This is a genomic window from Sphingomonas sp. Xoc002, from assembly GCF_050408055.1.
Taxonomy (GTDB): domain Bacteria; phylum Pseudomonadota; class Alphaproteobacteria; order Sphingomonadales; family Sphingomonadaceae; genus Sphingomonas; species Sphingomonas yabuuchiae.
On record NZ_CP191175.1, the window covers coordinates 1,676,774 to 1,690,462 of the forward strand.

Annotated in this window: 8 protein-coding genes; 4 read left to right on the plus strand and 4 right to left on the minus strand. The window is 64.2% G+C overall.

Annotation, left to right across the window (positions count from 1 at the left end; translation table 11 throughout):
* A complete protein-coding gene (locus ACQR50_RS07500) occupies window positions 1-1,851 on the plus strand; it encodes a methyl-accepting chemotaxis protein (protein WP_428970439.1) in 1,851 nt (616 codons plus the stop codon).
* 324 nt (window positions 1,852-2,175) lie between these two features.
* On the opposite strand, the gene ACQR50_RS07505 is transcribed toward ACQR50_RS07500, so the two are convergent.
* The 4 genes from ACQR50_RS07505 to ACQR50_RS07520 form a co-directional block, all read right to left on the minus strand.
* Window positions 2,176-2,933 (minus strand): IS5 family transposase gene (locus ACQR50_RS07505; RefSeq protein ID WP_428970440.1). Its coding sequence is split into 2 segments (ribosomal slippage): window positions 2,176-2,600 and window positions 2,600-2,933, totalling 759 coding nucleotides; the frame shifts between segments, so codons are not numbered across the junction.
* A 176-nt stretch (window positions 2,934-3,109) separates the two neighbouring features.
* Window positions 3,110-3,601, minus strand: coding sequence for an RES family NAD+ phosphorylase (locus ACQR50_RS07510; RefSeq protein WP_428970441.1), 492 nt, complete (start codon window positions 3,599-3,601; stop codon window positions 3,110-3,112).
* Between the two features lie 301 nt (window positions 3,602-3,902).
* Window positions 3,903-7,151, minus strand: a complete 3,249-nt coding sequence (locus tag ACQR50_RS07515) for a PAS domain S-box protein (RefSeq protein ID WP_428970442.1) — start codon at window positions 7,149-7,151, stop codon at window positions 3,903-3,905.
* 119 nt (window positions 7,152-7,270) lie between these two features.
* A complete protein-coding gene (locus ACQR50_RS07520; RefSeq protein ID WP_428970443.1) occupies window positions 7,271-9,355 on the minus strand; it encodes an ATP-binding protein in 2,085 nt (694 codons plus the stop codon).
* A 403-nt stretch (window positions 9,356-9,758) separates the two neighbouring features.
* Between ACQR50_RS07520 and ACQR50_RS07525 the strand changes: the two genes are divergently transcribed.
* The 3 genes from ACQR50_RS07525 to ACQR50_RS07535 all read left to right on the plus strand — a co-directional run bounded on the left by ACQR50_RS07525 (window position 9,759) and on the right by ACQR50_RS07535 (window position 13,614).
* Complete coding sequence (locus tag ACQR50_RS07525; protein WP_428970444.1) at window positions 9,759-10,169, plus strand: DUF2946 family protein; 411 nt, start codon at window positions 9,759-9,761, stop codon at window positions 10,167-10,169.
* An 86-nt stretch (window positions 10,170-10,255) separates the two neighbouring features.
* Window positions 10,256-12,478 carry a TonB-dependent receptor gene (locus ACQR50_RS07530; protein WP_428970445.1) on the plus strand — a complete coding sequence of 741 codons (2,223 nt, stop codon included), beginning with the start codon at window positions 10,256-10,258 and terminating at the stop codon, window positions 12,476-12,478.
* Window positions 12,478-13,614, plus strand: a complete 1,137-nt coding sequence (locus ACQR50_RS07535) for a PepSY-associated TM helix domain-containing protein (protein ID WP_428970446.1) — start codon at window positions 12,478-12,480, stop codon at window positions 13,612-13,614. The genes ACQR50_RS07530 and ACQR50_RS07535 overlap by 1 nt, the downstream gene beginning before the upstream one ends.
* Window positions 13,615-13,689: the final 75 nt, after the last annotated feature.

Consider the following 13,689-nt stretch of genomic DNA (forward strand, 5'->3'; position numbering starts at 1 on the left):
ATGAAAAACATTTCAATTCCCCAAAAGCTCGCTGTTGCGTTCCTTATAATTGCTGCGGTCCTTTGCGGCTTGGCAGGTTTTTCGGCTGTTCAAATCGGCAACATGAACAGGGCTATCGACTATGTGTCGAATGACCTCATGCCAAAAACAGTTGCCGCTCAGCAAGTTGATACTGCGACGTCAGACTTCCGGATAGCTGAAGCTCAGCATATTTTGGCAACCCAGCCCGCTGATATGGCTGCTGCTGAACAAAAGATCGCCGCTGCGCAAAATATCGTACAAAAAAATTACGCGGCGCTTGACGGAACACTAGTGCGCCCTGAGGCAAGGCGGCGTTTGACGGCATTCCAACAGGAATGGGTCGCATATCTCGAGCAGCATCAGAAACTTATCGCCCTGTCGCGGCTAAACCGCAATGAGGAAGCGACCGCCATAATGCGGGGGCGCAGCCAGGTCCTTTTTGACAAGCTGTCGGATCGTATCAGTGCGCTCGTATCCTTCGAAATGAAGCTGGCGGCGCAGCAACGTCGGGAAGCGGCCGAACTCCACACCCACGTCATTGCCCTGCTTGCGCTGGTGGTCGTGATGGCATGCGCTGCCTTGGTCGGCATATTACTTCTGCTGGTCCGGCAGATCGCACGTCCGGTAACTCAGGTCACCTCGGGCCTGACGGCGTTGGCCAGTGGCGACATGTCGGTAACGTCGGTCGATCACGATCGCCAAGACGAAGTCGGGCGCTTGGCGGGGGCCTTGAACAATCTGCGTGGGCAATTGCTCGCAGCAGATGAGGCCAAGGCAGCCCAGACGACATTGATCGTCGAGAGCGTGGGGCGAGGGCTGGGGGCGCTGGCCGACGGTGACCTGACCGCGCGGATCGAAACCGATCTTACGGGGCCATTCGCCAAGCTCCGTACCGATTTCAATCACGCATTAGGTGCGATGAATGACGCGATGGCAGCGGTAACCGATGCGACAAGCGGCATCAACAACGGTGCGAGCGACATCCGTCAGGCGTCCGACGATCTATCTCAGCGGACCGAGCAGCAGGCGGCGAGCTTGGAGGAGACGGCCGCTGCCATGCACGAGATTACAGAGACGGTTCGCGAAACCGCCGTGAATGCCAAGCGCGCCAATCAGGTTGTTACCGAAACCCGCACCGATGCCGACCAGTCCGCCGATGTAGTTCGCCAAGCTGTTGCGGCGATGCATGGTATCGAGCGTTCGTCGAATGAGATCAGCGAGATCATTTCGGTAATCGACGGCATCGCCTTCCAGACCAATCTATTGGCGCTGAACGCCGGGGTCGAGGCGGCCCGCGCAGGCGATGCGGGCAAGGGCTTTGCGGTGGTGGCTTCCGAAGTCCGGGCACTCGCTCAGCGGTCGGCCGATGCGGCCAAGGACGTCAAAGAGCGTATTACCGCTTCTACCCAGCAGGTCGATGCCGGGGTTCAACTGGTCGAGCAGGCGGGTAGCGCACTGACCCGCATCACCGGGCGGATTGGCGAGATCAATACGCTTGTTTCGGACATTGCCTCGGCTGCGGCACAACAAGCGACGGGGCTGCAGCAGGTCAACACTGCCGTCGCCGAGATGGACGGCGTCACCCAACAGAATGCCGCGATGGTTGAGGAGGCAACCGCTGCGGCGCGTTCTCTATCAACGGAAGCGGATGAGTTGTCCCGCCAGGTAAGGCGCTTCAAGGTGGCCAACGGTCGGCCGGTCGCGTCTGCCGTGCATGAACTTCAACAACGGGCTACTACGGCTGGTCAGGCGATCGCTACCTCAGCTTCCGCACGTCATCCTGGCAAGGCCGCGCTTACCGTGGTGCAGGACGGTTGGTCAGAATTTTGATAGAAGTCTGACGGTTTGTGGGGCAGGGGGCGCTCGAGTGTATTCCCTCGAGCTTCCCCATTCCAGCTGTTGCTTGACCGCCAAATAGCTCACGTCGGTGATTGCCCATTGGCTTAACAAGCCGTTAATATCGGGAAGTCAGAAAAAGGCGTGAATGTCCGGCTTTAGGTCGTCACGGCGGGGTAGGATAACTGCTCTTGCCCCAAAATAGACGCTTGGAACACGGCGTGAGCCGAAATGTGGCGACGTGATTTCAGACCGCCACCTAGCAAAAAAAGGGTCGGCGAAAGCCGACCCAAAGGCTTTAGGGTCAGGACTCATTGATCACAGCCAGAAGATGACGGTGGCCGCGAGATGGATGGCTGAGAAGAAGGCGGTGGGGCAGCGATCGTAGCGGGTTGCGACACGGCGCCAATCTTTGAGGCGGCCGAACATCATCTCGATGCGGCTGCGTCGTTGGTAGCGGCGCTTGTCGTACCGGACCGGCTCGTTGCGCGACCTGCGGCCCGGGATGCAGGGCTGGATGCCTTTGGCATGCAGGGCGTCTCTGAACCAGTCGGCGTCATAGCCGCGGTCACCGAGCAGCCACTGTGCTTTTGGCAGATCATCAAGCAGCGCTGCCGCGCCGGTGTAGTCGCTCACTTGTCCGGAGGTCATGAAGAAGCTCAGCGGGCGTCCATTCGCGTCGGCGACCGCATGGAGCTTGGTGTTCATGCCGCCCTTGGTGCGCCCGATCAGGCGGCCGAGATCCCCTTTTTAACTCGCAGGCTCGATGCCGTGCGATGCACCTTCAGGTAAGTCGCGTCGATCATGACCGTCTTCGGCTCGGCGTCCACCGCAGCCAAGCCCTCCATCATCCGCGTGAACACGCCTGCCTCGCCCCAGCGCTTCCAACGGTTATACAACGTCTTGTGCGGGCCGTAGTCCTTGGGCGCATCTCGCCAGCGCAGCCCGTTGCGATTGACGAACACGATACCACTCAGCACCCGACGATCGTCCACCCGAGGCTTACCATGACTCTTCGGAAAGAACGGCCGAAGTCGTTCCATCTGATCGTCCGTCAGCCAGTACAGGTCGCTCATTCCAGTCTCCTCTCGGAGCCTGAATCAGATCGCGCGCCTCACATCAATGGGTCCTGACCCTAGGAGAGGATGCCTGAAAGGCCTCGCCATGCTGCATCTGCGAATGACATTGTGCAAGCGCTAACTGCGCTGAGGAAGAGACATTTCTACCAATGCCGGACCGTCGTTTTCGCCCATCAACTGACGGTCGGACTGCCAGCGACATTCCAACTGAATAGCACCAAGTGCCATAACCCCGGCGCCTTGCGAGAGGGGGCGATTAGGCCTTTCGCACCGATGCTCTCTATCCAATCGCGGGCATGCCACGAGGCGGGCTCCCCGCCACGCTCCGCGATTTCCTGCCAACCAGAGAGCGGATCGCCAGCTTTACGCCGTACCTCGTCGAGGGCACGCGATGCGCGTAAGTCGAAGATGTCGGCTGCGTTCACCTCGAACTGCAGCACGTGCCTATCCTCCGTCAGACCTGCGTGCGCCACCATCGCAGCCGTTACCCCAGCCTCGGAAGAACTCAGGTACAGCGTTGGCTGATGTGGGCGTGAATAGCGGCCGGCACGCACTGAGCCGGAGAGTGCGGTTTGTTCGAATCCTGGGACGACTGCGCGGAAGAACCTCCCGCGGACAGTGGAGAGAGAGCCGACAGCGCGCACCTCGGGTTCGGAAAGTGACATGATGCAGTCCTACACGGCTTCGCGAGCGGCAGCTATCCGCCCAAAAGCGGACGGTTTGCCGCCCAGCCGCGTCATTCCCACCGCAATATCAATTCAGCGCTTCCGCAAAGATCGACATGAATAGATGTCTGGAGTCGGGAAACCGCCAGGGCGTCGGGAATGACCGCTTATGGGTCCTTCCGCTGTTCGGCGCATCCTCGTCCTGCGCGTGATAGTCTCGACGCTTTCGTAAATCGATCAGAATAGATCGGGCTGCCTCGCGTTCAGAAGCGAGCCTAGATCATGCCGCTCAAGCGGCGTTTCAGCTAGGCTGCACTGCTTCGCCAAGAGCGCGCGATAGCTCCTCGATGGAGTAGGGTTTACGGAGAAGTCGAAGCCCCTTCGTGCCTTCCTGAGCAAGAACATGGCTGTAGCCGCTAGTTAGCACGACGGGCAGCGTCGGGAACCGCTGCGCCACTTCCTCCGCGAGTTCGATGCCGGACCGGCCGGGCATCACGACGTCAGTGAAGACGACGTCGAAGCGATCCGGCGCCTTCTCCAGCTCGGCGAGCGCGGAGTCGACGTCCTGGGCCCAGTGCGATCCATGGCCAAGCTCGGCCAGCGCCTGCATGGCGAACTCGCCCACGTCCGCGTTGTCCTCGACGACGAGCACGCATGCGCTCTTGTCCAGCCCCTTCGCCTCCGGGTGCTGCTGTTCGACCCGCTCCTCCTCGTCGGAAGCGACCGGCAGGTAGAGCGTGAACGTCGTCCCGGCACCCACATCGCTATCGACGGCGAGATCGCCCTCGGACTGCTTGGCGAAGCCGAAGACTTGGCTGAGGCCCAGACCCGTGCCGTGTCCCACGCCCTTGGTCGTGAAGAAGGGCTCGAAAATCTTCTCGATATGCTCTTCCGCGATCCCCGACCCAGTATCCGAGATAGATACCGCGATGTGGGGCGAGCGCACGGGCGGGTGGTTGCGCATCGCGGGTAGCACCGGGACTACGCCCACGCTGATCGTCAGCTGACCCTCGCCGTTCATCGCGTCGCGGGCGTTGACGGCCATGTTGACGATGGCGGTGTCGAACTGGCTCGGATCGGCCAGAACGGGTGCCGGTTCCTCGGGGAGCTCGTAGCGGATCTCGATGCGCGATCCGCTGAGGGCCCTGATCATCCCTTGCAGCGCCGTCACGTTCTCGGCGACGTCGAAGACCTGAGGCTCAAGCGACTGGCGGCGCGCGAAGGCGAGCAGCTGGCTCGTCAGCCTGGTTGCACGCTCGGCCGTGTCCGCAATCGCATCGACGTAGCGGATGCGCTTGTCGTCGGAGAGGCCCGGACGGCGCAGCAGGTCGACGGAACCGCGGATGACAGTCAGCAGGTTGTTGAAGTCGTGCGCGACGCCGCCGGTCAGTTGCCCGACCGCCTCGACCTTCTGCGACTGGCGAAGCGCGTCCTCGGTCCTTCGCAGCACCTCGTCGGCCTCCCGCGCCGCCGTGACGTCGCGGCCGAAGGCGAAGATCTCGCCACGGTCGGGGGCCGCAGCCCACGAGATCCAGCGATAGCTGCCGTCGCTATGCCGGAAGCGGCATATGTAGGGCGGCAGTTCGCCAACCTGCGCGATCGCCAGCGCACGCTGGGCAGCGGCGGCGTCATCGGGATGGATGAAGTCAACCGCCGTCCGGCCGACGACTTCCGCCTCCGAATAGCCGAGGCTCGTCGACCAAGCCGGATTCGCGCGCAGATAGACGCCGTTCGTATCGCCGACCACGAGCAGATCCGGCGAAGCGGTCCACAGGCGCTCGAGCTCGGCCGAACTCCTCTCCACTTCATCCGCAAGATCGTCGGCTCGGCCGCGGAGCTGGCGCTCCATGTTCATGCGCTCGGTCTGGTCGAGCATCGCGCCGATCATTCGGACGGGCCGGCCGGCGGCATCCCGTATCACGAAGCCTCGATCCCGAACGTCGGCATAGCTGCCGTCGGCCCGCAGGAAGCGATATTCGTCGACCCAGTCCGTGTCGCCGCTGTCGATGACGGCGTGGATGCTCGCGTCGACGCGAGCGCGGTCGTCGGGATGAATGTGCTCGATCCACCAGGCACCAGTGGGCTCGACCTGCTCCAGTCCATGACCGTAGGCCCGTTCGATGGCTTCGTTCCACGTGATGTGGTCGCGCACCAGATCCCAGTCCCAGATCGCGTCGTTGGTCGCGCGATTAGCAAGGCGAAGGCGCAGGTCGGTCTCACGCAGCCGCGCCTCGGCCGTACGAGCCTCCGTCACGTCCTGGACCGTGCCGAGCAGGCGTATGGGCTTGTCATCCTCGAAGATGGCCTGTCCGCGAGCCGACACATGCCGCAGCAGGCCATCTTCGATCCCGATCGTGCGGTATTCCGTCTCGAACCTGCCGCTTCCCGCCGGGTCGAGGGCGGCCCGGACATCGGCATCGGCGTGCGCTCGGTCTTCGGGATGCACACCAAGCAGGAAGGCCTCGTCGTATGACACGGCAGCGTCGGCCGACAGGCCGAACAGCGCACGGCCGCCGTCGTCCCAGTGAAGCACGCCACCGGCTATGTCATAGTCGAAGGTGCCGAGACGCGCCGCGGTCGTCATCATCTCGGCGGACCGGTGCGCGCGCTCCAGCGCGACCTTTGTCTCATGCTCGGCGGTGATGTCGCGCACCGCCTTGACGAAGCCGGCATGATCCGCGCCCTTGAGCACCGTCATCGCTCCGTGCGCGTAGAAGCGGGAGCCGTCCTTCCGCAGGTGCCAGCGCTCGTCTGAAGCGCGGCCTTCAGCCTTCGCAATCGCGAACTCGCGATCGGGCACTCCCGCCGCCCGGTCCTCGGGGGTGAAGAAGCGATCGGCATGGCTACCGCACATGTCGGCCTCGCTCCAGCCGAAGATCCGCTCCGCACCGGCGCTCCAGTGCGTGACGACGCCGTCCGCATCCATAGCAATGATCGCGTTGTCGATCGCCGAGTCGACGATGGCATGGTAGAGCGCCTCGTCCCGCCTCAGCCGACGCTGCGCCTCCTCCAGCGCGAGCGCCTGGGTTCGGCTCTCGATCGCCTCGCTGTTGCCGATGAGCTCGACGACCTGCTCGGCGAGCAGCGCCAGCGCATCGATCTGCGCAGGCTCGAGCCCGCCGGGGCGCGGGGCGGTATCGATCGCGCAGAGGCTGCCGAGCGCATGACCATCCGGCGTCACGAGCGGCGCGCCTGCGTAGAAGCGAATATGCGGCTCGCCTGTCACCAGGGACATGCCGGCGGTGCGGGGATCGGCGGCCAGATCATCGATCTGGAACACGTCCCGCTGCCTGATCGCAAGGGCGCACACGGACGTGTCGAGGGCGGTCTGATCCACGGCCACCCCGTCCTTGGCCTTGAACCACTGCCGATCGGCGTCGACGAGGCTGACGAGCGCGATGGGAACGCGGCAGACGTTCTGCACCAGCGCGACGATGCGGTCGAAGCGTCGGTCGGTCGGGGTGTCCAGAATGTCGTGGCGTCGCAATGCAGCGACGCGGTCGTCCTCGCTCGAGACCTGAGCGTGATTCGGGTGATCTTCAGTCGACACGATGCGGCTTCGCGGAGGGCGGCGAAATGGGGGATCTCATCGCTGCCGCCCCCCGGCTGTCAGCGATTAATCATTGCTTAGCAGCAACATCCGTCAATGACCAAGGCAAAGCGGCCGAGTCAGTCCTTGTCCATCATCGCATCGACCTTGGTCGTCAGCGCTTCGAGCGAGAACGGCTTCGTCAGCAGCTCCATGCCTGGTTCCAGGTGCCCGTTGCCGACCGCCGCATTCTCAGCGAAGCCGGTGATGAAGAGCACCTTGAGGCCAGGACGCAGGTGGCGGGCGGCGTCCGCGACCTGTCTGCCGTTCATGCCGCCGGGCAGTCCGACGTCGGTGATGAGCAGGTCGATCCGAGCACCAGACTGGAGCACCTTCAGCCCCGCTGCTCCATCGGCGGCACCGATGACCGTGTAGCCGAGATCGTCCAGCACCTCGTCCACGAGGTGGCGGATCGCCGCCTCGTCGTCGACGATCAGGATCGTCCCGCTGCCGCCGGCGGCAGTGCCGCCGGTCGCGTCTCCCTCGACGTCGGACGGCATCTCGCCGGCATGCCGCGGCAGGTAGATGCACATGGTCGTTCCCATGCCGACCTCGGAATAGATCCGGACCTGGCCTCCGGACTGCCGCGCGAAGCCGTAGATCATGGAGAGGCCGAGCCCCGTCCCCTGGCCGATGGGCTTGGTCGTGAAAAACGGCTCGAACGCGCGCGAAACGGTCTCGGCCGACATGCCGGTCCCCGTGTCGGTCACGCAGACCGAGAAATACTGCCCCGGGGGAAGGTCACGCTCGCGGGCGGCGCGCGCGTCGAGCCACCGGTTGGCGGTCTCGATGGTGATCCGACCACCCTCGGGCATGGCATCGCGCGCGTTGATGCAGAGGTTAAGCAGCGCGTTCTCCAGCTGGCCTGCGTCGATATTAGCTGGCCAGAGACCGGCCGCGCCGACGATCTCGAGGGCGATCTCCGGTCCGATTGTGCGCGCGAGCAGGTCCTCCATCCCGGCGATCAGACGATTGACGTCGGTCGGCCTCGGATCGAGCGTCTGTCGACGCGAGAAGGCGAGAAGGCGCTGGGTCAGCGACGCCGCCCGTCGCCCGGCGCCCTGCGCTGCAAGAATGAAACGCTCGAGGTCCTCCAGCCGGCCGGCGGCGAGCCGCATCTGGATGAGCTCGAGGTTGCCCATCATTCCCGTCAGCAGGTTGTTGAAGTCGTGGGCGAGACCACCGGTCAGCTCGCCCACCGCCTGCATCTTCTGGGCCTGCCGCAGCGCCTCCTCGGCGCTGTGCTGCTCGGTCAGGTCGCGGCCGATGATGTAGAAGAGGCCTTGGTCCGCGTCCGGCACCGCGTCCCACATGATCGTCCGAGCAGTGCCGTCCTTGGCCAGCACGTGGTCGACGAACCCCGCTACGATCTCGCCGGCGGTCAGACGCGCGACCACGTCGGCCGCCTGCGCATGATCGGCGGGATCGATGATCTCGACGAACGGGCGGGAGAGCAGCTCGCGCTCGCTCCACCCGAGCAGACGCTCCCATGCGGGGTTCACCTGGACCAGGTGCCCGTCGAGCCGGGCGGTCGCCATCAGATCGTTGGTCAGCTGCCAGACGCGGTCGTGCTCGGCCGTGCGCTCCTCCACCCGCTGCGACAGCTGACGGTTGGCCTCGTGCAATTCCGCCTGGCTCCTCTCGAGCGCAGCGTCCGCGAGCACGCGCGCGGTCGTCTCGTTGGTGAAGATGCACAGTCCCGCCACCTCGCCCTGCGGATCGAGGATACGCGAGTAGGAGAACGTGAACCAGGTGTCGGCCGCGCCGCGATCGGTGTCGAGCTTCCAGGGCAGATCAACGAAGCGCTGGCTGCGACCGGCGAACGCCTCGTCGATGATTGGCTTGGCCTGCTCCCACGCGTCGGCCCATACCTCGTCGAAACGAGAGCCCATCGCCCAGGGAAGACGCGGGCCGAGCAGCGGAAAATAGGTCTCGTTGAAGAAGAAGGTGAGCTGGTCGGTCCCCCACGCCAGGATCATCGACTCGGGCGAGTTTAGTACGGTGCTGAGCGACGTCTTGAGGATGTCGGGCCAAGCGTCCGGCGATCCTAGCGGATGTCCGGTCCAGTCGCGCTCGAGGATGAGGCTTGTCGCCTTGCCGCCACCGGCGAGGAAGCGCAGCTGTTCGGGAAGAGATGCCGGATCGCGGTATATGTCGGAAATCATGGCTTTTTGCGCCCTAGCAGAAGCATCAGCACTGTCACATCAGCAATTAGCAAGGCATGCGGAGAGCATGGGAGCTAAATCGGCGCCGACCTGGTCCTGCCGGCCGACTTGAGCCGAATGAACGAACGTCGGAAGTTGGAAGGGGGAAACGCGTCGCTAACGGCCTGAAGTGGGTCCTCGCGGCCGCTAGGCTGCCCGGCAGGAAGCGACCCAAAGGCAGACGTAGCCGAGGCAAGTTGCCGGTCTTGGAAGCTGATATTCTGAATCGGGGCTCTGACACACGCAAACCCCTGGAAAACCGTGGTCGCGTCTGCAGTGTCAAAACCGACCGGTTGTGACACTGGCGGGAGCCGGGGCGGATTGTCCAAGTGACACCGCACGCCGGCACGAGTAATCGGCTCCAGTGCAGGCCCTCCGGCATCTTCTGGCGCAACGCCGCTTTGCCGTGCTGATCTGCACCGCCACGTTGCTGCTGAAGCTGCTGGTTCCGACCGGCTACATGATCGACAGCGATCATGGCCGCTTCGTCATCACCATCTGCTCGGGCGTCGCACCCGCGGCGATGGCGATGGACATGCCGGGAATGCACGGCGACACGGCGGACCACGGCAAGTCGAAGGATCATGGCAAGGCCGAGATGCCCTGTGCATTCTCCGGGCTGTCAGCGGCCGTCCTGGGTCCGATCGACCCGATCCAGCTTGCCGCGCTGATTGCCTTTGTCCTAGCCATCGGTCTGGCGGCGACCGCTCTGCCTGCCCCGCCGCAGCCGGCGTTTCTGCGACCGCCCTTGCGCGGCCCTCCGACCTACCTCTGACCTGTCATTCCGCGCCGCCCCATAAGGCGCGTCCATGAACTGCTGCCTAGCGCGAATCACGCGCCAGGCCGGTCGAAGGTATTTCCATGATCCGAACTTATTTGCTGGCCGGCGCTGCCGTGCCGGGCCTGCTGCTGGCTATTCCGGCCGGCGCACAGGTGCGAAGCACTGACACCACGTCCGAAGAACGCACCGATGCGACGATCGTCGTCACCGGCCAGCGTGATCCGCTCAAACTTAACGATCAGGCCCAAGCCGCAAGCCGGCTCAGCCTGACAATCCGGGAGACACCGGCGAGCGTCGAGGTGCTGACGCAGGACGACCTACAGGTGCGGGGCCTGCGTACCGCGCGCGAGACGTTCAACGACGTGGTGGGTGCCATCGCGGGTAACGTGCCCGGCAACCCGGCCGTTGTCAGCCTGCGCGGCTTCGCAGGCAACACCGTGTCGGTCCTTCAGGATGGCGTGCGGGTGTCGGCATCGACCGTCGTCCAGCGTGACAGCAACAACTGGCACTATGATCGGGTCGAAGTGCTGAAGGGACCGGCATCTGTCCTCTATGGCGAAGGCGCATTGGCTGGTGTCATCAACAAGGTGACGCGCAAGCCAGTGCTGGGCGAACGCCACCTCGACACGCTGCTATCGTTAGGGAGCTTCGACACTGTGTTCGCGGCCGGCGGGATCAACCTACCGGTATCGGCTACGATCGCGGTGCGGGCGGACGCCAGCTACCAGCGCTCGAACAGCCTCTATGATGTGGACAACAACGACACCTTCTCGGCCGGTTTGACCGCGAGCGCGCTGTGGAAGCCAAGCGACCGCCTCTCGCTACTCGTCGCAGTCGATCATTTTGAGGATCGCTACGACGCCACCTATCAGGGCCTGCCGCTGATTCCCGGTCAGTATGCGCTACGTCCGACAGATGCCGTCACGACGGCGAACGGCTTGGTCGCCGATCGCGCGCTGCGACGGCGCAACTACAATCCCCAAGGTGGCTATTCCGGTGCCGACGAGACGACCGTGCGCTCGCGGCTCGACTGGTCGATCGGGAGCGGGTGGACCTTCGCGCTCGACCTGACCGGCTATACCGCCGATCGCCAATTCCTGCTGGCGGACAGCCAGACCTTCGTCGCCCCCACTGCGGCCTTCCCGAACGGCAGCTTCCGCCAGACCTATCAGGATTTCCGCCACGATCACCAGTTCTGGAACGCGCGCGGAGTGATCGGCAACGACAGCCGGATCGCGGGCCTGCGCAACCGCTTCAGCCTGGGCGTCGAGCATAACGACACCGATTTCATCAGCCTGCGCCAGACGGCCCCCACCTCAGCCCTGCCGGCGGTGGACGTGCGCAAACCGGCCGTCGCGCCCCTGCCCACGGGACCGGCAATCTATACGGCCGGCGACGTCACCTTCGACTCCAAGCTGAAGCAGACGTCCGTGTTCGCCGAGGACGCGCTAAACCTGACGCCCAAGTGGCTGCTGGTCGGTGGGGTGCGCTGGGACCACATGGAGTTGGACCGGGCGACGATCCAGAATGTCAGCGGCGCGATCGATCACAACAGCCCGACCTTCGATCCCGTGTCATGGCGGGCGGGCACGACCTGGGACATGACTCCGGGCCTGACGCTCTACGCGCAATATACGACGGCGGTATCGCCGGTGTCCTCGATTCTGCTGGCCTCGATCGCCAATAGCCGATTTCGGCTCACAAAGGGCCGCGCCTACGAGGCCGGTTTCAAGGCGAGCGGATGGGGCGGACGAGCAAGCGTCACCGGCGCCGTCTATCGTATTGAGCAGAAGGACATCCTGACGCGCGATCCGACCAATCCGGCGCTGGCCGTGCAAAGTGGGCGGCAATCCTCGCAAGGCGTCGAGCTGTCCGGCGTCCTCGCGCCCATAAAGGCGCTGCGCCTCTCGGGCGGCGTCTCCTACACCGACGCACAGTATGACGAGCTATCCGAATTGGTGAGTGGCGCCCGGATCGACCGGAGCGGAAACCGCCCGATCAACGTCCCCTCGACCACGGTGAACGCCTCGGCGCTCTACACCATTGCCGACAAGGTGACGCTGGGCGGCTTCATGCGACACGCCAGCGCCTTCTACACCGACACGGCCAACACCATCCGGGTCGCTGGGCATACCGTGCTGGATGCCAGCCTTTCGTTCCCGGTCGCACCACAAGCGACCCTGACGCTGCGCGGCCGGAACCTGACGAACGCCTTCTACGGCGAATATTCCGGCTACCCGACCACCAACGTCTATATCGGCGCGCCACGCTCGTTCGAGGTGGCGCTGGCGACGCGGTTTTGATGACCGAGCATCGCCGATCGGCAGCGTCACGCACGCGCATCTTCGTGCGCAGCGTTCATCTCTGGCTGGGGTTGAGCCTGGGGCTGCTGTTCGCGGTGCTGGGCCTCACCGGGTCGGCGCTGGTGTTCTACACCGGCATCGACGCCGCGCTCCATCCTGCCGTCCGGATCGGGCAGGCCGGTCCCGCGCCGGATATGGCCTCATCCGTGTGGGACCGGGCGCTGGCGACCGGGCGCGCCCGCTGGCACGATCCGGCCGGCAAGTGGACGATCGAAGTGACTGGCGAAGGCGGCACCATTCCGGCGCGCTTCTACCCGTCATCCGGACACGGCCACCACGCCGATCGGATGATGGTCTGGTTCTCGCCCGATGGCAGGCGGATCATCCGTGCCGAACCTTGGGGCGGCTACCTGATGAGTTGGCTCTACCAGCTCCACATGGCGCTGCTCGCCGGCGACTTCGGTGGTCAGGTGGTGGGCTGGTCGGGTGGAGCGATGCTGATGCTGCTCATCAGCGGCATCCTGGCGTGGTGGCCGCGCGGAAGCTGGCGAAAGGCGGTCGCCTTCAAACGCGACGCAGCGCCAATCCGCCGACTGCGCGACCTGCACAAGCTGTCCGGTCTCTGGAGCCTGGCGTTCCTGTTCTTGCTGGTTGCGACTGGCGTGCTGCTGGCTTTACCCGCTGTCACACAGGTCCTGTTACGGCCCTCCGCCATACCGGCTCCGAAGTCTAACGGCGATGCCGCTGGCCGGATCGGCATCGTCCAAGCGCTCGGGGCGGCACACCGGGCGTTGCCGGACGGCCGCATCGTCTTTGTTGATATGCCTGCTGCAAACAATTCGTCGATCCGTGTGCGGCTTCAGGTGCCCGGCGATCCTCACCGGCGCTTCCCAGGCAGCTACGTGTTTATCGACCAGTTCTCAGGCCAGGTGCTGGCGGTGCATGATGTTCGACGCGCCGGCAGCGGGACTGCTATCACGAGCTGGATACGCACGTTGCACGACGGAACGATTGGAGGCTTGCCGACACGCATCCTTGCCGTCCTGCTAGGGTTCATCCCGGCGCTGCTATTCTCAACTGGCATTCTCCATTGGCTGCGTAAGACGAGGTCCGCGCGCACAGCTGGATCAGCCTAGCATAGCGTCAGAGCCATCCTGTCGTGACACATGCGAGCCGAATGGCAGCACCAAAGGCGACGCACCGGCTAACTG

Coding starts and splice junctions, on each gene's coding strand:
- ACQR50_RS07500 (WP_428970439.1), top strand. CDS start 1: ATGAAAAACATTTCAATTCCCCAAAAGCTCGCTGTTGCGTTCCTTATA.
- ACQR50_RS07510 (WP_428970441.1), bottom strand. CDS start 3,601: ATGTCACTTTCCGAACCCGAGGTGCGCGCTGTCGGCTCTCTCTCCACT.
- ACQR50_RS07520 (WP_428970443.1), bottom strand. CDS start 9,355: ATGATTTCCGACATATACCGCGATCCGGCATCTCTTCCCGAACAGCTG.
- ACQR50_RS07530 (WP_428970445.1), top strand. CDS start 10,256: ATGATCCGAACTTATTTGCTGGCCGGCGCTGCCGTGCCGGGCCTGCTG.
- ACQR50_RS07535 (WP_428970446.1), top strand. CDS start 12,478: ATGACCGAGCATCGCCGATCGGCAGCGTCACGCACGCGCATCTTCGTG.